At 42.1% G+C, this 24,958-nt stretch carries 22 protein-coding genes and 3 pseudogenes; 14 read left to right on the top strand and 11 right to left on the bottom strand.

All coding sequences use genetic code 11. The features are described from left to right. Positions 1-486: 486 nt before the first annotated feature. Positions 487-1,101, bottom strand: a complete 615-nt coding sequence (locus V7K31_RS24735) for a hypothetical protein (RefSeq protein WP_335097565.1) — start codon at positions 1,099-1,101, stop codon at positions 487-489. Between the two features lie 204 nt (positions 1,102-1,305). Here V7K31_RS24735 and V7K31_RS24730 point away from each other — a divergent pair, with 204 nt between their 5' ends. Further along, positions 1,306-1,836 carry a pentapeptide repeat-containing protein gene (locus tag V7K31_RS24730; RefSeq protein WP_335097563.1) on the top strand — a complete coding sequence of 177 codons (531 nt, stop codon included), beginning with the start codon at positions 1,306-1,308 and terminating at the stop codon, positions 1,834-1,836. Between the two features lie 152 nt (positions 1,837-1,988). Here the strand turns inward: V7K31_RS24730 and V7K31_RS24725 are convergent, their stop codons facing one another. From V7K31_RS24725 to V7K31_RS24705, 5 genes are all read right to left on the bottom strand, one after another. Then, entirely contained in the window at positions 1,989-3,713 is a 1,725-nt protein-coding gene (locus V7K31_RS24725) for an ABC transporter ATP-binding protein (RefSeq protein ID WP_335097777.1), read from the bottom strand. 207 nt (positions 3,714-3,920) lie between these two features. After that, positions 3,921-5,312: a GTP-binding protein gene (locus tag V7K31_RS24720; RefSeq protein ID WP_335097775.1), complete on the bottom strand. Its 1,392-nt coding sequence runs from the start codon at positions 5,310-5,312 to the stop codon at positions 3,921-3,923. Positions 5,313-5,444: 132 nt separating this feature from the next. Further along, complete coding sequence (locus tag V7K31_RS24715) at positions 5,445-5,750, bottom strand: hypothetical protein (RefSeq protein WP_335097560.1); 306 nt, start codon at positions 5,748-5,750, stop codon at positions 5,445-5,447. Positions 5,751-6,132: 382 nt separating this feature from the next. Then, positions 6,133-6,831: a dienelactone hydrolase family protein gene (locus tag V7K31_RS24710; RefSeq protein ID WP_335097557.1), complete on the bottom strand. Its 699-nt coding sequence runs from the start codon at positions 6,829-6,831 to the stop codon at positions 6,133-6,135. Positions 6,832-7,282: 451 nt separating this feature from the next. Beyond that, the gene (locus V7K31_RS24705; protein ID WP_335097554.1) at positions 7,283-7,615 is read right to left on the bottom strand and encodes a hypothetical protein; all 333 of its coding nucleotides are present in this window, start codon (positions 7,613-7,615) and stop codon (positions 7,283-7,285) included. A gap of 233 nt (positions 7,616-7,848) precedes the next feature. Between V7K31_RS24705 and V7K31_RS24700 the strand changes: the two are divergent. From V7K31_RS24700 to V7K31_RS24680, 5 genes and pseudogenes are all read left to right on the top strand, one after another. After that, a pseudogene (locus V7K31_RS24700) lies at positions 7,849-8,046 on the top strand (metal ABC transporter permease); the annotation flags it as partial. Between the two features lie 94 nt (positions 8,047-8,140). Beyond that, a complete protein-coding gene (locus V7K31_RS24695) occupies positions 8,141-8,710 on the top strand; it encodes a Rieske 2Fe-2S domain-containing protein (RefSeq protein WP_335097551.1) in 570 nt (189 codons plus the stop codon). Between the two features lie 138 nt (positions 8,711-8,848). Continuing rightward, positions 8,849-9,634 carry an HAD family hydrolase gene (locus V7K31_RS24690; protein ID WP_335097548.1) on the top strand — a complete coding sequence of 262 codons (786 nt, stop codon included), beginning with the start codon at positions 8,849-8,851 and terminating at the stop codon, positions 9,632-9,634. Between the two features lie 406 nt (positions 9,635-10,040). Next, positions 10,041-11,219: a DNA double-strand break repair nuclease NurA gene (locus tag V7K31_RS24685; RefSeq protein ID WP_335097546.1), complete on the top strand. Its 1,179-nt coding sequence runs from the start codon at positions 10,041-10,043 to the stop codon at positions 11,217-11,219. 107 nt (positions 11,220-11,326) lie between these two features. Beyond that, the gene (locus V7K31_RS24680) at positions 11,327-12,019 is read left to right on the top strand and encodes an HAD family hydrolase (RefSeq protein ID WP_335097774.1); all 693 of its coding nucleotides are present in this window, start codon (positions 11,327-11,329) and stop codon (positions 12,017-12,019) included. Between the two features lie 156 nt (positions 12,020-12,175). On the opposite strand, the gene V7K31_RS24675 is transcribed toward V7K31_RS24680, so the two are convergent. After that, on the bottom strand, positions 12,176-12,802 hold the full coding sequence (locus V7K31_RS24675; protein ID WP_335097543.1) for a CPP1-like family protein: 627 nt from the start codon (positions 12,800-12,802) through the stop codon (positions 12,176-12,178). A gap of 646 nt (positions 12,803-13,448) precedes the next feature. Here V7K31_RS24675 and V7K31_RS24670 point away from each other — a divergent pair. Next, positions 13,449-14,168 carry a response regulator transcription factor gene (locus tag V7K31_RS24670; protein ID WP_335097541.1) on the top strand — a complete coding sequence of 240 codons (720 nt, stop codon included), beginning with the start codon at positions 13,449-13,451 and terminating at the stop codon, positions 14,166-14,168. 310 nt (positions 14,169-14,478) lie between these two features. Here V7K31_RS24670 and V7K31_RS24665 read toward each other — a convergent pair. Further along, positions 14,479-14,670: pseudogene (locus V7K31_RS24665) on the bottom strand (DUF2811 domain-containing protein); the annotation flags it as partial. Between the two features lie 474 nt (positions 14,671-15,144). Between V7K31_RS24665 and V7K31_RS24660 the strand changes: the two are divergent. Then, a complete protein-coding gene (locus tag V7K31_RS24660; RefSeq protein ID WP_335097540.1) occupies positions 15,145-16,416 on the top strand; it encodes an MDR family MFS transporter in 1,272 nt (423 codons plus the stop codon). A 19-nt stretch (positions 16,417-16,435) separates the two neighbouring features. On the opposite strand, the gene hisIE is transcribed toward V7K31_RS24660, so the two are convergent. Together hisIE and V7K31_RS24650 are read right to left on the bottom strand one after the other, a co-directional pair. Beyond that, positions 16,436-17,086, bottom strand: a complete 651-nt coding sequence (hisIE, locus tag V7K31_RS24655) for a bifunctional phosphoribosyl-AMP cyclohydrolase/phosphoribosyl-ATP diphosphatase HisIE (protein WP_335097538.1) — start codon at positions 17,084-17,086, stop codon at positions 16,436-16,438. Positions 17,087-17,181: 95 nt separating this feature from the next. Then, positions 17,182-17,376, bottom strand: a complete 195-nt coding sequence (locus V7K31_RS24650) for a ChaB family protein (protein WP_335097536.1) — start codon at positions 17,374-17,376, stop codon at positions 17,182-17,184. 106 nt (positions 17,377-17,482) lie between these two features. Between V7K31_RS24650 and hemL the strand changes: the two genes are divergently transcribed. The 4 genes from hemL (at position 17,483) to V7K31_RS24630 (ending at position 22,353) form a co-directional block, all read left to right on the top strand. After that, the gene (hemL, locus tag V7K31_RS24645; protein WP_335097534.1) at positions 17,483-18,781 is read left to right on the top strand and encodes a glutamate-1-semialdehyde 2,1-aminomutase; all 1,299 of its coding nucleotides are present in this window, start codon (positions 17,483-17,485) and stop codon (positions 18,779-18,781) included. Between the two features lie 439 nt (positions 18,782-19,220). Next, complete coding sequence (locus V7K31_RS24640; protein WP_335097533.1) at positions 19,221-20,453, top strand: RNA-guided endonuclease InsQ/TnpB family protein; 1,233 nt, start codon at positions 19,221-19,223, stop codon at positions 20,451-20,453. A 555-nt stretch (positions 20,454-21,008) separates the two neighbouring features. After that, positions 21,009-21,917, top strand: coding sequence for a polysaccharide deacetylase family protein (locus tag V7K31_RS24635; protein ID WP_335097531.1), 909 nt, complete (start codon positions 21,009-21,011; stop codon positions 21,915-21,917). A 133-nt stretch (positions 21,918-22,050) separates the two neighbouring features. Then, a complete protein-coding gene (locus V7K31_RS24630; protein WP_335097529.1) occupies positions 22,051-22,353 on the top strand; it encodes a hypothetical protein in 303 nt (100 codons plus the stop codon). A gap of 146 nt (positions 22,354-22,499) precedes the next feature. Here the strand turns inward: V7K31_RS24630 and V7K31_RS24625 are convergent, their stop codons facing one another. Further along, positions 22,500-23,357, bottom strand: a complete 858-nt coding sequence (locus V7K31_RS24625) for a fasciclin domain-containing protein (RefSeq protein WP_335097527.1) — start codon at positions 23,355-23,357, stop codon at positions 22,500-22,502. A gap of 262 nt (positions 23,358-23,619) precedes the next feature. Between V7K31_RS24625 and V7K31_RS24620 the strand changes: the two are divergent. Together V7K31_RS24620 and V7K31_RS24615 are read left to right on the top strand one after the other, a co-directional pair. Beyond that, a pseudogene (locus V7K31_RS24620) lies at positions 23,620-23,709 on the top strand (IS5/IS1182 family transposase); the annotation flags it as partial. A 379-nt stretch (positions 23,710-24,088) separates the two neighbouring features. Further along, complete coding sequence (locus tag V7K31_RS24615) at positions 24,089-24,883, top strand: glutathione S-transferase family protein (protein WP_335097525.1); 795 nt, start codon at positions 24,089-24,091, stop codon at positions 24,881-24,883. Positions 24,884-24,958 lie beyond the last annotated feature (75 nt).

Genomic DNA, 24,958 nt, shown 5'->3' with positions numbered 1-24,958 from the left:
CCCTCTCCTTACTAAGGAGAGGGATTAAAGATAGGATAGAGTGAGGTTTTTCTTTTGTTTTGGGTAATTCGATGACTTGTGTGTACACGGTAGCTTAAAAGGAAAGAGGCTTTTAGACTACTCCCAAAGGCTACAAGGTTTGGGGCTGGGGGTTAGGTCTGTATTCCATGCAATTGATAACTGCTATATTACGACAGTATTGGGTATTGAATACGATGCAATGTTGCTGTCTGCATATATTTCGTTCTTTTGGAACGCAGAAAACCGAATTTGGATAAATACATTTACGAAACTAATCATTCAGTTTATCAACTAACTATCGTGCTTCTTGTATCGACTTTGCAAGAACTTAACTATCAAAATGATCACCAAAATTACAGGAAGGACTACTTTGAAACCTGCTATTACTGATGTATAAAGACGAGGAGAACGAAGACAATAAACCACATTCTGACTACCACAGACTAGAAGTTCCAAAAGCCTGTTTCATACAAAAGAATACAGAAACGAAAGTAAACCAACACATATCCAGCCCCAATTTTTAGACAACAGAATAGCTTCTAGATGTTGGTCTGCTTTGTTTGGGGTAATAGTACTATGCAGTGTTTTCCTGACTGTTGCTTCTCGCCTGTCTCCTTTAGTTTTTTGTTCATACCATTGAGAAATGTTTTGACCTGCTAACCATCCTGCCAGTCCAGCAATCACAGACGCAATTACAGAGCCAAAGCCAATCAAAACTGCTGAACTGGGTGTCATAGATGTGGAAGAAAAGTACCAAGGACCGAAGATTGCTACTCCGACTCCAGCGACAGAAGCACTAATAACCTTGACTGTCACATGATAGAGCCGAATATACTTTAGTGGGTAAAAGAATAGACATGTTATGACACTCAGCAACAGCCCATTAACTAACCCCAGTCCTAAGCCTAATCCAGCACCAACTATTCCCGTCAAAACAAAAAACAAAAGACCAAAAAGCGCACCCAGTACACCTCCAGATATTAATCCTATTGCCACGCTTCGCAAGACAATGTACCATGCCAATTCCAGTCTTGATATGGACTTTTGACTCTTAAAACCATACTCATTGCTATTAGTCATTGGCTTACACTTTGGGCTGGTTGTTTTGTTTCACCACGCACGTTTGCATCATTAATTTTATCTGTACCAACTCCATAAAATCGAACGAGAATATCTCTGGGAATAACCAGATAAGTTTACCCCACGCTCACCCACCCAAGTCTGATAACCCTCTGGCAGGTGGCTAATATATTTATACGTGTTGGTTAATACAGAATTTGACTTATGGATGTTGAAGAAATGTTGGATAGGTATGAAGCGGGAGAAAGAAACTTCGCTTGGAGTGTTAACTGTAGCAGAACTGGTTTGTTCATGAGAGCGGTCGATCTGAGTGGGGCTGACCTGAGCGGGATCAACTTGGAAGGAGCCTTTTTGGAAGCTGCTCACCTGGACAATACTAATCTCAGTGGAGCTAATCTCAGAGGAGCCTACATGGAAGGAACTGAGTTGAATGAAGCCATCCTTAACGGCGCTAATTTGAGTGAGGTTAGAGGTGGTCAAGCAAACTTCAACAATACTTCCTTTGTCAACGCCAACTTGAGCAGAGCCGAAATGTACCAATGCAGTTTTAATGGCGCTAATTTCAGCCATGCTATTCTCAGGGATGCTTTCGTGAACCACTCCTCTTTCGATGGTGCTAACTTCACCAATGCCGATTTGCGTTCGGTCGAAGGCTTCTATAACATTCGTAAGGCTATTTTCAGTAATACCATTATGGAAGATGGAAGTATTTGGTACGACAATATTGGGTATTGAATACAATACAATATTGCTGTCCGCATATATTTCGTTCTTTTGGGAACCCAAAATTTCATCCAGTATAGATACTCATTCTTCTAGCTCAAAAACCGATTTTGTGAACTCAAAAACTAATTCGGTTGTCTCCAAACCTCGAACTTCCCCTGCCTCTAACTAAATTGCTGGGCATAAGACCGCGCATAGCGACGCTCTAAGGCTAATAATTCTTCATGGGTTCCCGATTCCACAATTTGTCCCTGTTCGATAACTAAAATGCGATCGCACCGTCTGACTGTTGATAAACGGTGAGCAATAATAAACACTGTCCGTTTTTCCATCAATCTTTCCAAGGCTTCCTGTACCAGTGCTTCTGACTCAGAATCTAAGGCTGATGTCGCCTCATCCAGAATCAAGATTTGGGGATTGAGCAGAACAGCACGAGCGATCGCAATTCTTTGTCTCTGTCCACCAGATAAGTTTACCCCACGCTCACCCACCCAAGTCTGATAACCCTCTGGTAGTTGGCTAATAAATTGATGGGCATTAGCGATTTTCGCCGCCTTTTTAACTGCTTCCATCTCAAAAACATCTTGTCCAAAAGCGATATTTTGGGCAATTGTCCCCGAAAACATGATGGTTTCTTGAGGAACAATCCCAATTTGTCGCCGCAGACTATGCAGCTTCACATCCCGAATATCAACACCATCAATGAAGATTTGCCCAACTTCGGGGTCGTAAAAACGTGGTAGGAGATTGACAAATGTGGTTTTACCAGCACCAGAAGCACCCACAAGAGCGATCGCTTCACCTGGCGATACTAATAAACTGATATCTTTTAATACAGGTTCACCTGGTTTATAGGCGAAGGAAATATGACGATATTCTACTTTGCCTTTGACTGGGGCCAGAGCGATCGCATTGATCTTTTCTGTCACCGTCGGCTGAATTGCCATCAATTCAAAAACGCGGTCAACAGATGCTTCACCCTGCTTAAATTCGTTGTAGTTGTTAGTAGTATGACCAATGGGATCAATTAACAGCGCCGCCGCCGCCAGATAACTGAAAAAATTCGCCACTGTCAAGTTGTTTTGGGAAATTTGCCACGCTCCCACAATCAGTAACGATAACCCACTTAAGGCTTCCAGAAATCCGATGATCGGAATCTGAATCGCTTTCAGGCGTTCGGTTGAGTATTTTGCTTTGAGACTGCGTTCTGCTTCATGTCCAAAGCGGGCGATTTCGTAATTTTCGGCAGCAAAAGCCTGTACCAAACGAATACCGTTGAAAACTTCCGCGAGGATGGCTGATAAACCCGACACGCGATTTTGACTTTTTAAGGAATACTTGCGTAACCGTTCACCAAACCAGCCGACTAAAATACCCATCAGTGGCGCAACAATTACCGTTGCTAGTGTCAGTTGCCAATTCAGGTAAATCATGTAAATCGGAATTGCTACCAACTGCAAAATGCAGGGGATAAAGTCGTGAAATCCTTTATTTACTACTTCGCCAACGCGGTCAACATCTTCCGTGAGGCGGTAAGATAAATCACCTGCTTTTGCAGTTTCAAAATAGCTGAGATTTAGCTTTTGAAGATGCGCGTAGACTTGCTGGCGGAGATGAAAAGCAACTCTCAAAGAAGCTTTCGCCATGTACATATCTTGTATAGACTGAAACAAGCCTCTGACAAGAAAGACTAAGGCACAGCTGCCAGTTATTTGAGCGATCGCGACTACATTACCTTGTGCAAAGGGAGTTGCCAATTTCCCGGCGAGATTGATCAATACTAATGTCGCCAGCACGTATCCCAAGATACCAACAATTCCCTTGGTGATGGTTTGCCACTGGAGTCGGATATAAGGCAGTAGTAGCCAGTAATTAGAGCGCGTTTTCAAGCTGTAACGTCCACAACGATATTCTCCTTTGTTTGACGCTATCAGCTTTTGGGGAGTTTCTGAATAATTAACTAATAGTTGCAACCTGTTTTAGCATTCAGGAGAATTATTTTAGACAATTCCTGGAACAACAGGTTTACGGCTCTACTCATCAGCTTTAGAAAGGATGTGCTTACCGGAAACTTTTCGGAAGACAACTCAAAAATCTTATAACTTTAATCCTAATTCCTGGCGCAGACGATACAGAATTGTGTTTTGGTCAACTTGAGAAAGAATTTCTTGAATGACGCTGCTAGCGCCCAACTGTCCCCAAGTGCAGCCTTTTTCGAGATACACCTGAGCAGCTTTGCCAACGGAGTATGCTCCATAACCGGCGATACCAGCTTGAGCGATTGCACTGCCAGCAAAGGCAGTAATATTACTGGGATTGTCACCACTGGTTATTGCAGCCGTACTTTTACCCAAACCCAAAAGTAAACTACTGCCTAATTCTCCCAGCAGCAAGCCACCGGAACTAAATAAAATCGTTTTTAAAATTTTCCCGGCTTCATAGCTAGTCATCGGCAAACCATACAATCTAGCTAGAGCGCGAATTAAAGCTAAATCGGCGACAGTTCCGCCAAGGATATCTAAAAAAGCAATGGGATTGAGCATTACTGCCAAAGCTTTGTATTTGCTAAATTGCCAAATAATATTTTCGGCTTCTTGTTCGCGTAAGTCGATGGTTTTTTGAGCGATGGCGGCTTCTGCATCCCGTGCTTGGATAAGTGCATTTAAAGCCAGAAGCGATCGCCCTTCTCGATTGAGAATATTCAGAATTGTCTCTTTGAGTTCATCTACTTGCGGTGGTGGTGTCTCCCATTCATAACTTACACGCCCATCAGGCCACTCAACCCGCACTTCCATAGGTGCTGGTTCCGCCGCCACCATCACAATTTCATCAGGGAGTAGAGGCTTCGCTTGAGGAGCCACTCGCTCAGAGGGGTTTCCCCAATTGGAGCATGTGGCGTGATTCCCTGCACCCAGTTGTTGCAAATTTTGGTAAATCGCTCCTTGATCTGTATCTGGGTATAAATCTATCTTGTTAAACACTAAAATCAGGGGTTTTTGTGCTTCCCGCAATGACAGCAGTGCTTGATACTCAGTGCGCGTGATATCACCAGACACGACAAACAAAATTAAATCAGCTTGATGCACTACTTCTCGTGCCATATCCGCCCGTGACTCACCCTCAATTTCATCTAATCCGGGGGTATCAATTAACTCTACTAGTACTTTACCACCGGGCTGCCAACGCACGGAACGCGGCCATTGAGTGACACCGTTTAGAGGTCCAGTTTGCAGAATCTTCTCTCCCAGTAAGGCATTTAAAACTGCTGACTTTCCACGACTCACCAAACCAAAAGCAGCAATTCTAATGATGTTAGAGTCCAGCTTATTGAGTGTGGAATTCAAAGCTTCTAATTCCGGTTTCATCAAACCTGCCAATTCTGGGTTAGATGACAACTGTCCTGACTTGCGAAGATATCCATACCAAGACAGCGCTTGTCTGAGACTGGCGCGGGCACGATTTAAGTGAGTTTCTTGCAGATTACGCACGAAGTTAGGTTGATTCAAGGTTGGACAAACAACAGGCTACATATCCATTTTGATCTAATTCCCAGGATATCAACCTGTTTTGTCAAATTAACCAATTGTTCAGAATGCATACCTTCTTTGTGCGGTATCCATTCAGAACAGGGGATTATGTTGATTATCCCAACACTTGCGATCGCGCCAGTTTCTCCCAGTATGTTCACATTCAGATGCATTATCTATCCAAGGAATCGATGTAGAGTAGTGCGAGGTTCCAATGAAAGCGAATAAACTAGCACTGAATAAGGGCAATAATAAGGATAAAGTTATCAATGTAAAAATCGGTAGAGTGATTAAATATCCAGTCAGCAGGAAAATATTACTAGGAGTCCAAAAAACTGTGCCGATTTTATTATTTTTTTCGCGAGTTTTTAAGCTGGTTGTTGAATTCGATAAAAGCATAATGCAACCCTATTAATATCAGTTTATATAGCAATCCCATTTGATTTGTAAAAGCCAAGCTGACTGAGAGTTAGCCGGATCAGGTTTTGGCTCTCAGTATATTTAGCAAAAATCAAATAGAAGTCCTATACGAATATGGATTTTTACGTAAGAACATTATTGAAGCTATATACTCTGATGTCAAAGGTGTAAGGGACGACTTCTTAGAAGTTTTAATCTTTGGGCGCTAAAAAATATTTTTCATGAAAATATGTTGAAGTTTTAGCGATCGCCATTGCGTAAATCCTAGCAAATTTAAATCATCGGCTTCTTTTGCTAAAGCTTATCCACATGAGGAATTAGTGCAACAGGTTGTTGCACTAATTCCTTGGGATCAATATCTTTAACCTACAGTCTGCTGCCGTTGATGCTGCAAAAACCACTCATACAACTCTGGATTATTGTATGTCTGCGTCCAGGAGTCGTGAGCGGCTTCTGGGTAAACTGTAAATTTTACATCGCCTTCGCAGGCTTTGAGTGCAGAAACCATGATTTCAGACTCCCTTAAGGGAGCGACATTATCCCTTGCTCCGTGAAATGCCCACACGGAAAGATTTTTTAACTTACGTGCTGCTTGTGGATTACCACCCCCACAGATAGGCGCGATCGCTGCAAATCTTTGGGGCTGTGCTGCTGCTAAATGCCATGTTCCGTAACCACCCATACTTAAGCCGGTCAGGTAAACCCGATCTGGATCAATATAGCATGCGTAGGCGCTTTGGGGCTTCTCGTCAGACATCGCCTCATCTAGAAGGGCGCTCAATCGTTCTACATTCCAATGTTGACCGCGCGGACATTGGGGAGAAATGACAATGAAAGGAAAGTCTGGCTGTTGTTCAACAATTTTGGTAACACCCTGCTTTTTCACATTATCTAAGTCAGAACCTCTCTCAGCCGCACCATGTAAAAACAGGATTGTTGGCAAAAGTGGCTGTTGTGTTTCGTTGCGTTGATACAAAGTATCTTGTCGTAAGACATCTGGCAAGAATAGCAGGTAGTTGTAGCTGTCGGTAGAAGCAACTTGTCGTTGTAATGTTGGCATAGCATTAGAAAATTTTGTTAGTTCTACCTCTACGAACAGCTATTATATAACTTGGTCGCTGTGTTACTTGTCATTGACTCTTAGGAACGTGGATTAAATAAAAAAAATGCAAAACTTCATTCTGTCTCTAGCCTCCCTCTCCAATATATCGGAGAGGGATTGAGGGTGAGGTAAGCCAGGGACATAAATTGGATGTTATTTAATTCTTATTCCTTAACTAACCGAAAGTCATGATCTATATAATATAGATGCTCTAGAAAAGAAGTAGCTAGGTAGGCTTTTTCAAATTTACTGACAGTATTTCTGTCCATATCTTTTAATTTGAGTTCTTGCCGTAACTCTATGTTTGCTGCTGCTTCCTTAAATTTAGATTTTACTGTTAAAACAAGATATATACGGGGACGCAAAGAAAGAATTCCCTGTGTCCCTGTGTCTGTTCAATGAAGGACTACTACCAAATGCGATTTCCATTTTCGTCAACTCGTGCTTGCCGAATTACGTCGGAAATTTCTTCAGCATCTTTAACGTGGTGGAGTGCCTTCTTTTCGCCGTTCGGTTCATCCACAACGAAGTAAGTCGGGACTGTAATTTTGTCGCCTGTAATGTCTGGTACATCATCAACAGCTACCTGTTGAGCCTTCTCTTCAACTGATTGAGACTCATCAGCGATTCTATCTCCTGGATTCGCAGTTAAGTTTCTTTCCTTCACGTTCGGTTCTTGGCGCGAATCCGAATCTTCGCTCACTGGTTGATTAATTTTATTTTCTTGATTTTTATCAGTCATAGTTTTCCAGGTATTAAACAATGTAGCTTTACCAATAACACTGTAGAAAATCGAAGAGACAAAGAGTTCTTTCTCTGGAGAGACTTTAAGAATAGATTTGAGCAAAACACCTCTTAGGTTAGATATTCGCTCAGATGAATTTACTTCTTTGGTTGGAATGATATATATTTTTATCCAATGCTGCGAGTATTCACTTCCATCATTTTGATGTGGGAATAACCATGACTTCCCTTTGCATTGATGAAGTGCGGTACACTGCTATTATTTTAATAGTTGTCGTTTTCTTCTATAAAGAACTTTTATTTTACACCTTTAATCCTTTAGGTGATCAAGCCGGAGGTTTGCCCCTGAATCGGCTGAACTTTGGACTTATGGTGCTAATAGCTTTAACAATTGTCGCCAGCCTGAAAGCTGTCGGTGTCATTTTAGTTCGGGATTTTTACCGCTAAGTATTTTAAAACCAAAGGATAATCCTAATGCATCGCGTCGTAGTATAGTATTAGACATTTATTGGTAAATCAAGTCATGAAAGAAAATTCTTCTACTAATAGCAAAATTCCAGCGAGGATAAAAACGCGCCGAGATTTCTTAACCTACATGTTAGGTACTACAGTTACATCAGTAGCGATCGGATATCTATTTCCCAAAGTCAGCCAAAGTCATGAGATAGACTTAGAAACCCTTTGCTCACTGTATCCAAAGAATTCGCGCTGTCAAAATTATCTTCCAGGATCTGTGGCACTGGCTAAAGACGACAAGAAAATTGAGGCTAATACACTATTGGCAACCGCAAAGCCCGGAATTCCGATTTTTGTCAAAGGCTTGCCAGATCATAGCGTTGATTATCTGATCATTCAAGACGGACCACAGATTGCTGAGTACGCTATCAATCCAATTTGCACCCATTTAGGATGTACAGTTGAGTGGAATCTTGAGAAGAATCACTTTATTTGTCCTTGTCATGGGTCTGAATACGATTCTCAGGGTCGAGTCGTTCATGGACCTGCTAAACGTTCTCTGCCACTAATCACTGTAGTAGTCAAGCAAAACGAAGTTCGTTTAATTGATCGCAAACCGGCTGTAGATCCTCGTTAACCTACCAGTATAAAATCATATTCGACAATGCCGCTATACTTTTTGAGCAAGTTATAAATTATAAAAGACTAATAAAAATTACTGCATGATTTGAATTTGTCGGGTAAGCTGACAACAGCAGTTTTAATCCTCAAAACAATGACCGCAAGTAGTCCCACGATTTTAGCCCTGGATTTTGATGGAGTGATTTGCGACGGACTAATTGAATATTTTGAGGTAGCATGGCACATCTACTGTGAAATTTGGTCGCCTGTTAACGACACACCACCAGATGATTTGGCTTTGAGATTCTATCGTCTACGACCTGTAATTGAAACAGGTTGGGAAATGCCAGTTTTAATCAAAGCATTGGTAGATGGAATTGCTGATGAAAAGATTCTTCATGAATGGGCAAGCATCGCCCCAAAACTTTTATTAAATGACAAGCTACAGGCAAAAGAAATTGGTGCGAAACTAGATAACCAACGGGATGAATGGATTACCAACGATTTAGATGGTTGGCTAAATCTGCATAAATTTTATCCGGGTGTAGTAGAAAAAATAAAATTAACTCTTGACAGTGGAGTTAAGCTATACATTGTGACAACTAAAGAAGGGCGTTTTATACAGCAGTTGTTGCAACAAGAAGGAGTTAATTTACCAGCAGCAGCGATTTTTGGCAAAGAAATCAAGCGTTCCAAATACGAAATTCTGCGAGAATTAAAGCAGGCAGAAACAGACAAGCCAGTTAGTCTATGGTTTGTAGAAGATAGACTCAAGACGTTGCAGTTAGTCCAACAGCAAATAGAGCTTGAAGATGTGAAACTCTTCCTTGCAGACTGGGGCTATAATACCCAAGCAGAACGGGAAGCTGCCCAAAATGATCGGCAAATTCAGTTGTTATCACTGTCTCAATTTGCGAAAGATTTCTCAAGTTGGCTTTAATATATTAAAGTTGCAATAATCTGTTGATGCCTTCACCCTAAAAGGGGTTGTTATTGCCCAGATGTTTGTAACAGTCAAATTGTTGCCCCTATCGATATCCAGCCCGGAAATTAAGTTCCGGGCTAATAGCCCAAGTCCATTCAAGTACAATACGCTTGGGTTAGCGCAAAAAACCTTAAGCTGCGTAGGTTGGGTTGAGGAACGAAACCCAACATTTGGGCAGGTTTGTTGGGTTTCGCAAAGCCTCAACCCAACCTACAATTTTCCTTAACCCAAGCGTATTGCCCTCAAGTAGACTGAAATCAACAAAGCAGAATATTTAAAAGATGTACGTAAATAATAAAGATTAGAAATCAGAGCTTCCGTCCTTCCATTTCAGTTAACTCTTTACTCTTTACTTACCTTTATGCTTGACCTGACAAAACTGGCGCGACAAATGCAGGGTTTAAGTCAGCATCTTACTTTAGAAGCTGTTGCCAGTCGCCAGCGTTTAGAATTGGCACAACAACATCTCAAAAATGCTTACGAATGTCAACAAGATTTAATAGAGCGCCAGGAAAAATGGCGCGATCGCATTCTCTTTGCTAATGCTACTCCAATTGAGCCGCTAGAAACCTGCATTGATATCTCAATTCCTCCAAAAATTCATACTGTCATCGCTACCGATGGTTCGCAAATTGCCCCCAACCATCACGAAATTGCTTACTGTTATCTCCTAAATATCGGCAGAGTCGTCTTACACTACGGACAAAATCGCCATCCGCTACTCGATAGTTTGCCAGAGGTATTTTATCGCCCAGAAGATTTATATATGTCTCGGCAGTGGGGAATTAAAACCGAGGAATGGATGAGTTTCCGCCGCACTGCTTCAGAAACAACAGTGTTGGCAGAACTTGCCTGTAGTGTAGCGCAACGGGAAACGCCAGCACTAGCGATGGTAGATGGTTCGTTAATTTACTGGTTTTTAGAACACTTACCAATGGATGCACGCGATCGCATTTTACCCCCTATTCTCGAAGCTTGGCAGCAGATGCGTGATGCTCAAATTCCGTTGATGGGCTATCTCAGCGCCTCTCGCAGCATCGAAACAATGAACTTTTTACGGTTGTTGGCTTGTCCCCATCCAATGCCAGACTGTAAAAGTCATTGCCCAAATCAGCTAGAAAAAGTACCTTGTAAAATTTTTGAACAGTTGCGAGACACTTCTGTTTGGGCTACCCGACTCAAACCAGGACAACGCAGTACCCTGTGGCGCAGTAATTCTCCAATTCTCGAACTCTACGGTGAGCAAACCATTTATTTTTGCTACGTCCACGTTGGTACTGAAATCGCCCGAATCGAAGTTCCGGCATGGGTAGCGGATAATGCAACCATGCTAGATCAAGCATTGGGACTAATGCTAGCACAAGTACAAAAAGGATATGGCTACCCTGTAGCGATCGCCGAAGCGCATAATCAAGCAGTGGTAAAAGGTGGCGATAGAGCGCGTTTTTTTGCCCTCCTCGAACAACAAATGATTAAAGCTGGCCTGAAAAATGTGGGAACTTCCTACAAAGAAGCCAGAAAGCGGGGGAGTATTGCTTAAATTAGCTGCTAGGAAGAGTTTACAAAAAACCCTTAGCTAGACTTGATACTCTCGAAAAATAGCCATATATCTGAGATAATTTTAATAAAAATTAACATTTTGTGCCGATGCTAAGACTGATTACTGACTTCGACGGCCCTATTATTGATGTTTCCGAACGGTACTACCGTGTTTATCAATTCTGCTTGGAGACAACCCGTCGCCCAAACCAAGTAGTGCAAGAGCTTCCGAAAGCGGAATTTTGGCAGTTAAAGCGATCGCGTGTTCCTGAAAAACAAATTGCCTTAAATTCTGGGTTAGATGAAACCCAAGCACAAGAATTCGCCCAGTTGCGGCGGCAAACTGTGCATACAGAAGCTTATTTCAACTATGACACTCTCGCGCCTGGTGCTGTGGATGCACTGTTAAAAATTCAACAAGCTGGAATTGATTTGGCAGTTATGACCATGCGCCGAGTTCTAGAACTAGATTATGCCTTTAAAAAATACGATTTGGGGAGATTTTTCCCGGAAAATCGCTGTTATTGCCTGAGTAACGATTACATTAAAACTCGTGATATTGAAGATAAGCCTTTGTTGATGGCTAGGGCATTAGAAGAACTACCCCCGGCTGCTGATACCTGGATGGTGGGAGATACCGAAGCCGACATCACCGCCGCTAAAAATTATGGTATTAAGGTGATGGCTGTGGAATCTGGCATCCGCGATCACACCCAATTGGAACTTTACCACCCCGACTTAATCGTTAAGGATTTCAGCGCTGCTGTAGATTTAGTCTTAAAACCTAAACACCTTGTCTAGAAAGGCTCTGGAGCTACAACAGCTTGAATTAATCGGCATTCAGGTTGAAAATTAAAATAGGAGTCAAAATAGGTATTCTGACTCCTGACTCTCTTATTTGAGAAGAACACACATCAATCATGTCTTCTTTATAGAAACTTGCTTACGGATAGCAATTTAGCGTAGAAAGCTACTAACCAACCACAACAATATAAACGTTACTACCGTAGAGAACTGATTCGTTCCCAGACTAGTAAATGATATTTGTGGTAAGAGCCAGCTAGCAACTAGTCCACCTGCGATTAAGCCAATGATTAAACTGACCAGGGTGAACAAAACTGCTCGGCCAAATTTGCCTTCTTTGCGATTGAGAAAATAAATACTAGTACCTACCCCAACCACCAATGCTAACTGCAAAATCTGATCGCCTCCCTCTGGATAAAACAGACTAATAGAACTCAAACCAAGAAACCAAGCTCCTGGTAAGAGAATATCCGCAGGCGTTGGCTGATCCAGCATCCGTTGCAGCCATGCAGGTGACTGCTCGCTAGGGGTTGGACTTTCTTTAAGAGGCGATTGGACTCGCAACTCTGGAAACCGAATCCGCTCAGGAACTTTAATTTTACCTTCCTGGCGCATCCGTAAGCGATCCATTAAAATCGCATCGTAAGCCGCTTCAATTAGTTCTAAATGCTTGACATCGCCACTATGTTGCTCGAATAGGCGATTACGAGCATCCTGAATTTCATCGAAGCTAGCCTCTTCTGATACCCCAAGTTTTTCGTAGGGATTTTGATCGCTCATGGGAGTTTGTTACTTCAGCCTCAGTCAGCGGCAGTCTTTTGTCGAAGAAAAAACAGCTTTAGGTTTTGTTTTGATCGAAAATAAAGTTTCGATCTATTTTATGCCCTACCAGGATAGTAGCACGGGTTAGTTTGATCGACTTTCTAATTTCAACTATGGTCACTTTAACATATCGCCATAACTCCGTGTATACCCTCATGTCGTTACCCAGTTCTGGCTCTAATCTAGAATTTGAACGGAGAATACCTAAAACACATAGTTTTGATGAAAAAATCAACTTTACTGTTTCAGATTTGGCGACTTACTGTACCCTAACAGAGTTTTTTTAATTATACTGAATAATCGCTTGTGGTATATATCCACATCTCGATTTAGAATTAAAACGTTTTAAGTTACCACCTAACTGGGATCAAGAAGGTGTTTTGATCTCAAGAACTGTTGCGGCTAAAGCCAGAGCGCCTATATACTGTGGCTAACAGAAGTTTAGCGTTCTCATCGCTCACAATCCTGATTAGAGTATTTATCTTTAGATGATCAGGATTCTTATAGCATAGCCATGTAGGTTCTTAATTAGTCCCAAAGTGGCAACTGCGTTTTTACGCAACCCTCTTGTTAATCTTACGAATTTTTGTGCAAAGTAATGGTCATGGCTCCTGCCAAGATTCTTGTAGTTGACGACGACCCTGCGGTTCGGAATTTAATCCAACGCTTTTTGATGAAGCAGAACTATCAGGTGGAGGCTGCCGAAGATGGAAAAACAGCCTTAGCTCTATTTGAGCAGTTTAACCCTGATTTGGTAATTCTAGATGTGAATTTACCAGATGTAACTGGGTTTAACCTCTGCCAAGAGATGCAAAGTCGTAATGGTGTTTTTGTTCTGATGTTGACTAGCCGTGCTGATGAAGCTGACAAAATTCGCGGTTTTTCTAAAGGTGCTGATGATTATCTTACCAAGCCTTTTGGGTTGGGAGAGCTAGAAGTCAGAGTCGGAGCTATTTTGAGGCGTCAGCGAGTGATAACTAGCGCCGAGCAGAAACGCTTGGTATTTGAAAAACTTATGATTGATCCGGTGCGACGGGAGGTGGCACTTAATAACCAAGCAGTACTCTTAACTGCTCTGGAATTTGACTTGTTGCATTTTTTAGCCAGTCATCCAGGTCGAGTTTGGCGGCGTGCAGAACTAATCCAAGAGGTCTGGGACTATGAATATGTCGGCGACCAGCGAGTTGTAGATGTACATATCGGCCAAATTCGCAAGAAGATTGAAATTGATTCTAGTCAGCCAGCACTAATTCAAACTGTACGTGGTGTAGGGTATAAGTTTGAATCTCCTAGCTATCCCCAGCAGTTAGAAGCTAAGTCCTGAGTTAACATTCAAGAGTTTTTTAACTCTTGAATGTTGACTCTTGGGGGAGTAATCAGTGAATTTCTTTGGCTTTGGCAAGACGAGAAACTATTGGAACCCTTTTAAGGATCAGAATATACTGATCTTTTTTGTTTTAATATTGCCCCCAGATGCCCGATCGCTATTCGGTCAAAATCCCATTGATGGGGCACGGTTTGCCGTGCCCATATTAAGGCATGAGTCAGAATAACGCCCTTCATACCAGTACCTATGGGGTGTCTAGTAGATTAGCTGTTGCGGGTGAATCGATGTTGGGCATTTCTACTGAGGAGTGGTGAAACAAAGTTTCCAGATAGACTCGGGCAGCACGGCGATCGCTATCTCCATTTTGGAGTAAAAATAATGATAACGCCGCCGTCAACACTCTGTTTTCATCCCAATCGGGATGCTTTTCTAAGTAGTTTTTTAAGGATTCGTGGAGTGTTTCGGGAATTTCTGTAAAGATGCTAACCGTTGCTTTCATGAGATTTTCCTCCTATGAGGATAATCAAGGGGGACAAGTTGCTTGCGGTGAAACGGCAATTAAGCTACCTCACACGCTCTTTCACTAGCCTGACAATCTGCGCCCACATCTGGTGGTAATATATTTTACACATTTGATGCAAACGGTTGAACGGACTATTAAAGCAAGCCGAATCATTGTGCGCCAAGAGGGGGTGGGTTTGTCAATGCTGCGAAATGTTAAAAACGATGGTATAAAAAATAAATACGAACGGAATAATCAGGTTTAGAGCCGAGTTTTCGTTACTTTACTTTATAAAAACTCAGTCTTTGAAGTTCCTTGTCACTGTCAATTAACAATACCCAGTCAGACTCTAAGAAGCCCATTGGCTCGTTGAGCGCCTGTGGAAAACTACGAAAATCCCTGTGGAAACCCTGTGGAATGAATGAGGAAAATTGTAGACAATGATAAGAATTACAAAAATGTCACGAAACTATGACATTTAACTTAATGAAATTAGCTTCTCAATCACAATTATCATCGTGGCTGCCCTCGATACATCCCCAGGTCTGGATTTTCGCAATTGGTAGATTCTTCTCGGAAGTCGGCACCGGCTTTACCCTGTTTTACGCCCCCATCTTTTATGTCAATCAAGTTGGTTTATCTGCAACCAGCGTCGGGGTAGCCTTGGGTAGCGCCTCGATTTCCGGCATTGTAGGGCGAATTGTAGGTGGTTCTTTGGCTGATTCTGGACACTGGGGACGCCGCCGCACTTTGTTGCTAGCCACGGCGATTTCAGCAAGTGGTTCTCTAGTTTTAGCTGCAACCAGTAATTTTACTATTTTGGTAATTGGTAGCTTGATTAGCGGTTTAGGGATAGGTTTCTATTGGCCTGCGGCTGAAGCTGTTGTTGCTGACGCCAGCGAGATTGATAATCGCCGCGAAACTTTTGCGATCGCCCGACTAGCTGATAATCTGGGGTTAGCGATCGGAATTGTGCTTGCTGGGTTTTTGATCGCGATAATTGGGAGTTATCGATGGCTATTTATCATTGATGCCATCTCTTTTCTGGTGTTTTTTGGGGTTATCTATCTGGGAATTAGTGAAACCGAGCAACAGCAGATGGGGGAATCTGAAAAGACAGAATATTTTGCTTCTTGGATGGCAGTATTAAGCGATCGCCGTTTTCTGGTCTACATAGCAGTTAATATATTCTTCACAATCTATATTTCTCAAATACACAGTACCCTACCGCTTTACTTCAAAAACTTTGTTATAAAAAGTACTACCGAAGGATTTGCTCAAACGACGATTAGCGTTCTATTTGCTTGGCATCTGGTGATAGCGATCATTTGTCAATTGCCTGTTACCAGTGCTTTAAAACGCTGCTCTCATACACTCGCACTTACTGTTTCCGCCATTTTCTGGGCAATTGGTTTTGGCCTGATTTGGGTAAGCGGTACCGCCCCATCTCATAATCTAGTTTGGGTAATATTGGCATTGGGAGTATTTGCTGTGGCGATTGTTTCTTATACCCCATCTGCTGCTTCTTTAGTCACTGAGTTAGCCCCGGAAAATCAACGCGGCGTTTATTTCTCCATCAATGCTGTCTGCTGGGGTATTGGCTATTTTATTGGTCATCCCTTGGGTGGATGGGCATTAGATCAACCGCGAATTATTACTGATAGTTTCTGGCTCGGCTTTTCTTTGAGTGTGCTGATTGTCGTAGTAATTTTACAGTATCTCAATCGGATATTGGCTGAGTAGGGGCGCACATCTGTGCGCTCTATTGACGACGTTCTTGCAACTTGCGATACACCGATTTCAAATCAACTTGATGGTGAGCTAAGGCAACCAAAGTATGATATAGCAAATCAGCCACTTCACCTGCGATCGCATCGGCTTGATCATCCTTAAAGGCCATCACCACCTCAGCAGTTTCCTCACCGATCTTTTTCAAAATTTTGTTATCGCCACCTGCGAATAGTTTACAGGTATAAGAACTTTCAATCGGATTGTCGCGGCGATCGCATATTACTTGAAATAATTGCGACAATGTATCCCCTGGTGGTGGGGCAATTTTCCCTTCTATTTGATGAAAGCAACTGCGTTCTCCAGTATGGCAGGCAACATCTCCTAATTGCTCTACCCCGATGAGCAGCGCATCACTATCACAGTCATAACGGATACTCTGCACCTTCTGAATATGTCCAGAAGTCGCCCCCTTGTGCCACAATTCTTGCCGCGAACGGCTCCAAAACCAAGTTTCTTCAGTTTCTAAAGTCTTTTGTAACGACTCCTGATTCATCCACGCCATCATCAAGACAGTACCATCCAAATAATCTTGGACAATTGCTGGTACTAGACCTCGTTCATCGTAGCGAATTTCCTCAACAGGGATGGTGTAATGCAGCGATCGCGAATCGTTAGAAGACATACCAGCTAGTTTGCTCTAATGAGAATAATTCATGGATTCACGATACCATTCTGAATAGAGCAACTGGGATGTTTTTTTAAATTGAATTATCTGATCTAGCTCTCAACAAAAGCGTTGCGTTCCATAGCAGACTGCATTTTTACAGCACTCAACGCGACTTGGTGAGCTTTTGAGGCTTCACCATACCAATGGATCGCCGAGTTAAAAGCTGCTCGGTAAAGATCCTGGTATGCTTCAGATAATCGAGTTTGAATATCTAAAGGCAAGTCTTCATTCGACTTGTATAACATATTGTTATTTTTTTGGTTCAGTTAATTCTATAGGATAGAAATTCTCAGTAACTTTTGACCCTATCCTAAGATAGAGCTTTTTATTGACCGCTATTAGGAGAGAACTTTGGTAAATACCACAATTAAAACAACAAAATCACAAGAAGTCTTCGCCACTGCTCAAAACCTCATGCCAGGAGGAGTCAGTTCTCCAGTTCGTGCCTTTAAATCTGTGGGCGGACAACCCATCGTTTTTGATCGTGTTAAAGGCGCATATATTTGGGATGTAGATGGCAACCAATACATAGACTATGTAGGCACCTGGGGACCAGCTATTTGCGGTCATGCTCATCCAGAAGTAATTGCAGCATTGCATGAAGCTTTAGAAAAAGGCACCAGTTTCGGCGCTCCCTCAGTCCTAGAAAATGTTTTGGCAGAAATGGTCATCGATGCCGTTCCTAGCATCGAAATGGTGAGATTTGTCAACTCTGGAACTGAAGCCTGTATGGGAGTTTTACGGTTGATGCGGGCTTTCACCAACCGCGAGAAAATCATCAAGTTTGAAGGCTGCTACCACGGACACGCCGATGCTTTTCTAGTAAAGGCAGGTTCTGGTGTTGCTACACTTGGTTTGCCAGACTCGCCGGGAGTACCTAAATCGGCAACTAGCACCACTCTAACTGCGCCTTACAATGACTTAGAAGCCGTTAAAGCCTTGTTTGAAGAAAACCGCGACGAGATTGCTGGCGTTATTCTTGAGCCAGTCGTCGGCAATGCTGGATTTATTGCGCCTGATGCTGGCTTCTTAGAAGGATTACGGGAATTGACTCACGAGTATGGGGCGTTATTGGTATTTGACGAAGTGATGACAGGCTTCCGTATTGCTTACGGTGGCGCTCAGGAAAAATTTGGTGTCACTCCCGATTTAACAACCTTGGGCAAAGTTATTGGTGGTGGTTTGCCAGTGGGAGCCTATGGCGGTCGTCGAGATATTATGTCAATGGTTGCGCCCGCCGGCCCTGTATATCAAGCTGGGACTCTTTCTGGTAATCCCTTGGCGATGACTGCTGGCATTAAGACTTTAGAATTGCTGCAAAAGCCAGGTACTTACGAGTATCTTGAGCGGATTACTAAAAAGCTAGCAGATGGTTTGCTGCAAATTGCCAAAGAAAATGGTCATGCGGTTTGCGGCGGTCAAATCAGCGCGATGTTCGGCTTATTCTTTACCTCTGGCCCAGTTCATAACTACGAAGATGCGAAAAAGTCTGATACAGCTAAATTCGGGCGCTTCCATCGCGGGATGTTAGAGCATGGTGTTTACTTAGCACCTTCTCAGTTTGAAGCTGGGTTTACGTCTTTTGCTCACACTGAAGAGGATATTGAGCAGACTTTAGCAGTAGCACGGGATGTAATATCTAGTCTGTAAACTGTTAAGGTATTTCCAAATAAAAAAGTATCCAGTTATCTCTTGTGGGGTGGGCATCTTACTATTGGTGTCAACTTAAGCGCAAACTCTTTTAATACCTCGTTTCCAGCCTCTGGCTGGAAACGTACCTCAATTGCGGCTCTGCCGCCAGTCTTGAGGCGGCAGCCCCCCATTAGGCATTAAGAGTCGGAGACTCTTGACGAGATAATCTCTAAAAGCTGCTTCTAGACTGGTTTTCACGTTAAATTGATCCAAATGGCATCTTACCCACCCTACAAAATAGATGATTTATAGGATTGCCCGGTAAGCGTAAAACCCAGAGGCTAAAGCCTGTGGCATATAAGCAACTCGCGCGATTTTAATCGCTGTATTCTTTGGATATACTTGTTGTTTTATGCAAAATAGAATATCATAATAATGTAATTGGTTGGTCCAGCCGATGATAATTTACGAGTTCAAGGTTAAAGGGAAAAATAAACAGTACAGCGCAATAGATGATGCGATTCGTGCATCCCAATTCATCCAGAACAAATGCTTACGTTACTGGATGGAGAACATTGGAGTGGGTAAATATGATCTCAACAAATATTGTGCTGTGTTAGCTGCTGAATTTACCTTTGCAGATGAACTCAATTCAATGGCTAGACAATCTGCTGCTGAACGGGCATGGTCGGCAATAGCTCGATTTTATGATAATTGCAAAAAGAAAGCTCAGGGTAAAAAAGCTTTTCCAAAGTTTCAGAAAAACTGCCGTTCTGTTGAATATAAAACAAGCGGATGGGTGCTTTCTGCTAGTAGGAAGGCTATTACTTTTAGGGACAAGAAGGGAATAGGAACCCTGAAATTAAAGGGAACTTATGATCTTAACTACTACGACATCAAGCAAATTAAACGTGTTCGACTGGTACATCGTGCCGATGGGTACTATGCTCAATTCGCTATTGATGTCAATGTCTTGGTTGAATCCCAGCCTACCCTACAAGTAGTCGGTATTGACTTGGGACTGAAGTACTTCATTGCCGATAACAAAGGGAATGTAGAGCTATCACCCCAGTTTTACCGTCAGTCCGAGAAAGAGTTAAATCGTGCTTATCGCAAAAAGTCCAAGAAGTTCAGCACTGCAAAAAAGAAAGCCAAAGTCAGGCAATCATCCAACTATCATAAAGCTAGAAATAGGTATGCCCGTAAACATTTAAGAGTAAGTAGGCAGCGAAAAGAATATTGCAAGAGATTAGCATATTCCGTGATCCAATCTAACGATTTGGTAGCCTATGAAGACTTAAATGTTAAAGGCATGGTAAAAAACCGACATCTAGCGAAATCAATTTCTGATGCTGGTTGGTCTACCTTTCGTCAATGGTTAGAATATTTTGGTCATAAATACGGGAAAGTGACTGTTGCTGTTCCTGCTGATTATACTAGTCAAAATTGTTCTAATTGTGGTCAAAAAGTCAAAAAATCTCTATCAACTAGAACTCATGTATGTAATCATTGTGGGTTTGTAGAAGATAGAGATATCAACGCAGCTATTAATATCCTCAAATTAGGATTAAGTACCGCCGGACACGCCGGAAGCTACGCTTCAGGAGATTTGCCCTCTTGGGCGGTTGGTGTAAGCCTGCCGTCTAATGGCGAGTCTGTGAATGAAGAATCTCAGAGGCTTCAGCCCTGAGAGTGTCAATGGAAGTCCCTTTTTTAAGCGAGTAAGATAAAAGTAAGCGTGCGAGATTCTCTGACTCACTCTAAAACCTTATTTGCAGAACTTTCGGCAGCCAATGATGTTTACTCATCTGGCGCGATGGGGGATCAAAGAAATTTTTTAATCGGTCTGCCCTGTGCCGTCATCACTCAAGGAAAGTCACACCTTCGCCACGATTTCGCAATGGCTTCGTCAATAGAATATGTAATATTCAACCTACATTAAATATATTAATGTTAGTAACGTAGAATCAATTACCTTTTACAGTTGTCGAAATTCCCCTCATACGCCATACAAAAACTAACGCGCAAGAAGGCTCTCACTTTCATGTGAAGGTTTTACTTATGGATATTTAGATTATCCGTAGGGTAAGGTATTTTTTCAGAGTCAGGGTTGGAGCTAACTTTAAAAAATATACCAATCATGCTGTTCATGCTGTAACTTGCATGGCAAGGCTTACGAGAGTATAAAAAACTGCTAGAAGTATTGTGAAAATAAAGATGGTTCGACCCTTGAAGGAGCTATGAAGTGGAAGGCAATAAGTCATTTTTTGGTCTGCAAAAAATATTAATTACGTTGGTTGTCTTGAGTGCCAGTTTGAGTGTAAGCACGATGATGCTTATCAAGTCAAGCTCATCTGAGGCTCAAAGTACAAAGAATATAGATGTAAAGAATCTACCAGCCAAGGTTGGAACTCAGCAGCAGATTGAAGAACTAAAAGCGATGATGCTTCAAAGTTGGCAGCAACAAGCACAAACAAAGGGTCTTTCCTATGCTGTGCCACAACGCTTTCAAGGGGCAATAGTTGAGTCGGCAAAACTTACTCCCGATCAGAAAGTAATTGCTCTCACCTTTGATGATGGGCCATGGCCTGAGAGTACCGCGCAAGTACTGGATATTCTTAAACAAAATCAGATCAAAGGGACATTTTTCCTCATTGGGCAGAACGTGAAGAATTATCCAGGCTTAGTAAAGCGGGAGATTGCTGAAGGTCACGTAATTGGTAATCATACTTGGCATCATTGGTATCAATTCTTGAATCCACAAGCAGCTGCCTATGAAATTGACCATACAGCAGACCTGATTTATCAAGTGACAGGGATTAAAACAAATTTATTTCGACCACCAGGGGGAATCATGCACAATGGAGTGGCTGCTTACGCTAGAAATAGCAAATATGCCATCATTCTCTGGTCAACTGACTCTGTAGACTACTCGCGTCCTGCTGTACCAAAGCTAATTAAGAATGTGTTCAGGAATGCCAAACCAGGTGGGATTGTGCTGATGCATGATGGTGGTGGTAATCGTTCTAAAACTGTGCAAGCTTTACCTGAAATTATTGCCAACTTTCGGAAACAGGGCTATAGCTTTGTTACTATCCCTGAACTTTTAGAAATGCAAGATAAAGATCAAAAACTGATTGCAAAGAAAAAGTAATTGTATTTCGATGGAAATCAGCGCCTCTATCAATCGCCACTCGCCAACTAAAAATAAGTTTAATTTTTATGGCGATTTGGAGGTTTTTTTCGCTAAAGTCAACTAATAATAAGGTTTACTACTCAGGAAAATCATGAATAAAATTGTAATGGCTTTGGTTTGCTGCTCTAGCTTTTTTGCCTTGACGCTCTTAACTGTCAATCCAGCTTTTGCTAATAAGCTTTCTCCCCAAGATTTAGCCAATCCTACCTTAACATCCACTGACACACAGGCAGTTGCCGCACCAGTTTCACAAGAATATCCCCAATACCCATCAATACGTGCTAACGAAAGAGTTAAACAGCTTGCCATGCAGATGTTTGGCTGTGCCTGTGCCAGCTGTCAAGCTAGGGCAAGTCAGATGATACTACAAGGTAGTCTGCCTATGCCTCAGTGATTTAGATTAGGGACTCAGCCAATTGTAGTCACTTCCTCACCGTTATTACAAAAACCCCGTCCAAAATTAACATCTGAACGGGATTTTTAAGTATTAATACTTTATACTAACCTAGTTATGTTTCCGGTTGTACTGATACCTAAAAGCTACAAGTCAGGAGGTAAAATAACCTGATCAATTGCGTGGATTACACCGTTAGTGCCTGTGATATCTGCCTGCGTCACTTTTGCATCATTGACAGTTACACCCGTAGCAGGATCAACTTTAACGTTGATTGTGCCGCCTTCAAGGCTTTTAACTTCGCCAGACTTCAAATCAGTGGACAATACCTTACCACGAACTACATGGTAAGTTAAGATTTTGATCAATACTTCTTTGTTGGCTGGTTTTAACAATTCTTGCAAAGCATCTGGTGGCAACTTAGCAAAAGCTGCATTAGTGGGTGCAAAAATAGTTAAGTTATCTTTACCCTGCAAAGCCCCAGTCAATCCTGCTGCTTTCAAAGCCTTGGTTAAGGTTGTAAAGGAAGCGTTTGACTCTGCCAACGCTAACAAGTTTTTGCCTTGATTATCGCTTGCTCCGGGTCCCGGTGGAGTTGTAGTAGGTGTCCCAGTGGATGGTAGTTGTGTTGGTGGTGTGGTAGGTTGGGTTTCTGGGGTAGTACTTGGGGTGAGAGGTGCAGGTTCACTAGGTGTACCACTACCACGATTATAGGGAGGCTCGTTGAAAATACTTGGTTTGGGATTTAGTGTTCCACCACTTTTCTGCACCACTGGTTGGAGTTTGGTATTGCCCTTTTCTTTTTCGGAAGTAGCCTCAGTAGGTGTGTATTGAGCGTTTGCTTGAAGGCGTTGTCCCTGGTTATAGGCAGCTTCTTTGAAAATACTGGGGTTAGGATTTAGTGCCTCTTTCGCATCAGATGGTAAAGTAACGAGAAGGCTGAAACTAATAAATCCTGTTATGCCTGTCAACGTGGTCAGCAATTTGCTATAATTTGTCTTCATAAATTTCGTTTGTCTTTTTGTCCACACACTACATAAAGATTTATAACATTTTGCTATGCACAAAATCTGACGGAAGAGGAAAGTAAGATTTTCCCCAGAAGAATTTGTGCTGGTGAGATAAAATATCGAACCTCAGATGACGCTGATAAGTATTAAATATATTTAGCACATATTCTATGTAAATTTAGGAAATTTTCTCTATCACACCAAAAAGATTTAAATTGATGTCTATCGATGGATTTTAAGTGTTGCTACCCGCCACGAAGAACAGAAGGGTTTTGTTGTATTACCCAAACGCTGGCTTGTTGAAAGGACTTTTGGTTGGTTTAACTGGTGTCGGCGATTAAGTAAATACAGCATTTCCGAAATTCGTAGCTTTTTTAAACGCAGAGGGACGCTGAGGGAAGCGCAGAGGGGCGCTGAGTTTTGTCAATTTTAATTCGCTATGAATTTATGAAATTTTGTATTAAGGATTATGAAATATTATCGGAAACGACAGGAACCTTTGTTTACGTTGCGATGATTCGTCTGATGCTCAAACAACTTGCGTGATTAAAACTATTTATCAAAACTTTTCAGACATCCTCTAAATCAATTTTCCCAAAAGCCAGGTATAAGTTCAACCCTAATGTCAATTAAATAGATAACAAGCAACTAATCTTAAGAAAAATTAGTTTAACTAAAGATACAATTGTAAAGTTAAGAAGTTGACCAGTTACAAGGTATACAATATGCTGGAATTATACCAATGGGAACTATCTCAATACTCAGAGAAAGTGCGCCTAATTCTAGATTTTAAAGGACTGGATTACCGCAAAATAGAGGTTACGCCTGGGATTGGACAAGTAGAACTGTTCCGGCTGACTGGTCAAAAACAAGTCCCAGTATTAAAGGATCGTAATAGATATATTGCGGATTCTACGGAAATAGCTAAGTATTTAGACTTAGAGTATCCCGATCGCCCAATAATACCGCAAGATCCCAAAAAACGGGGTTTAACTTTATTAATAGAAGAATGGGCGGATGAGTCCATAGGCATCAAGGGTCGGAAAGCACTATTTGCGGCCATAAGTCAAGATCAAAATTTCCGCAAGTCTTTATTACCCACGTCAACACCAGATATATTTAAAAGTCTGGTTGGAGGAGTACCTAGTGACTTTCTGACACTGTTAGGTTTTGGGGTAGGTTATAGCCCAGATGTGATTCAGTCTGCGATCGCATCCTTAAAACAAGACTTGGAAGCTTTAACATTGTTACTGGCAGATAGTCCTTATTTAACAGGAGATGAGCCGACTTTAGCTGATTTGGCTGTGGCTGGTTTGTCGATATTGCTCAAGTTCCCCGATGGACCCTATCTGGATTTACCAGCTTCTATTAGAGGTAAAGGATTGCCAATCTTTACAGAGAATATAGATTATGCACCATTCTTCACCTGGCGCAATCGCCTTTACGCCCAATTCCGCAAACCATTAATTATTACCACTCCAACAACCGGAAGTGCCCCAACTTCTATTGAGATTGACTAGGTAATGGGGCATGGGGCATTGGGAATGGGGCATTGGGAATGGGGCATTGGGCATGGGGCATGGGGCATGGGGCAT

The organism is Nostoc sp., assembly GCF_036917675.1.
In the GTDB taxonomy this organism is placed as follows: Bacteria; Cyanobacteriota; Cyanobacteriia; order Cyanobacteriales; family Nostocaceae; genus Nostoc.
The sequence above is the reverse complement of the archived record's forward strand: the minus strand, read 5'-3'. Positions and strand labels throughout refer to the sequence as shown.

What these genes read in the sequence shown, in the direction of transcription:
- V7K31_RS24735 (WP_335097565.1), bottom strand. Translation starts at nt 1,101, where the DNA reads ATGACTAATAGCAATGAGTATGGTTTTAAGAGTCAAAAGTCCATATCA.
- V7K31_RS24730 (WP_335097563.1), top strand. Translation starts at nt 1,306, where the DNA reads ATGGATGTTGAAGAAATGTTGGATAGGTATGAAGCGGGAGAAAGAAAC.
- V7K31_RS24715 (WP_335097560.1), bottom strand. Translation starts at nt 5,750, where the DNA reads ATGCTTTTATCGAATTCAACAACCAGCTTAAAAACTCGCGAAAAAAAT.
- V7K31_RS24710 (WP_335097557.1), bottom strand. Translation starts at nt 6,831, where the DNA reads ATGCCAACATTACAACGACAAGTTGCTTCTACCGACAGCTACAACTAC.
- V7K31_RS24705 (WP_335097554.1), bottom strand. Translation starts at nt 7,615, where the DNA reads ATGACTGATAAAAATCAAGAAAATAAAATTAATCAACCAGTGAGCGAA.
- V7K31_RS24695 (WP_335097551.1), top strand. Translation starts at nt 8,141, where the DNA reads ATGAAAGAAAATTCTTCTACTAATAGCAAAATTCCAGCGAGGATAAAA.
- V7K31_RS24690 (WP_335097548.1), top strand. Translation starts at nt 8,849, where the DNA reads ATGACCGCAAGTAGTCCCACGATTTTAGCCCTGGATTTTGATGGAGTG.
- V7K31_RS24685 (WP_335097546.1), top strand. Translation starts at nt 10,041, where the DNA reads ATGCTTGACCTGACAAAACTGGCGCGACAAATGCAGGGTTTAAGTCAG.
- V7K31_RS24680 (WP_335097774.1), top strand. Translation starts at nt 11,327, where the DNA reads ATGCTAAGACTGATTACTGACTTCGACGGCCCTATTATTGATGTTTCC.
- V7K31_RS24675 (WP_335097543.1), bottom strand. Translation starts at nt 12,802, where the DNA reads ATGAGCGATCAAAATCCCTACGAAAAACTTGGGGTATCAGAAGAGGCT.
- V7K31_RS24670 (WP_335097541.1), top strand. Translation starts at nt 13,449, where the DNA reads ATGGCTCCTGCCAAGATTCTTGTAGTTGACGACGACCCTGCGGTTCGG.
- V7K31_RS24660 (WP_335097540.1), top strand. Translation starts at nt 15,145, where the DNA reads ATGACATTTAACTTAATGAAATTAGCTTCTCAATCACAATTATCATCG.
- hisIE (WP_335097538.1), bottom strand. Translation starts at nt 17,086, where the DNA reads ATGTCTTCTAACGATTCGCGATCGCTGCATTACACCATCCCTGTTGAG.
- V7K31_RS24650 (WP_335097536.1), bottom strand. Translation starts at nt 17,376, where the DNA reads ATGTTATACAAGTCGAATGAAGACTTGCCTTTAGATATTCAAACTCGA.
- V7K31_RS24640 (WP_335097533.1), top strand. Translation starts at nt 19,221, where the DNA reads ATGATAATTTACGAGTTCAAGGTTAAAGGGAAAAATAAACAGTACAGC.
- V7K31_RS24630 (WP_335097529.1), top strand. Translation starts at nt 22,051, where the DNA reads ATGAATAAAATTGTAATGGCTTTGGTTTGCTGCTCTAGCTTTTTTGCC.
- V7K31_RS24625 (WP_335097527.1), bottom strand. Translation starts at nt 23,357, where the DNA reads ATGAAGACAAATTATAGCAAATTGCTGACCACGTTGACAGGCATAACA.
- V7K31_RS24615 (WP_335097525.1), top strand. Translation starts at nt 24,089, where the DNA reads ATGCTGGAATTATACCAATGGGAACTATCTCAATACTCAGAGAAAGTG.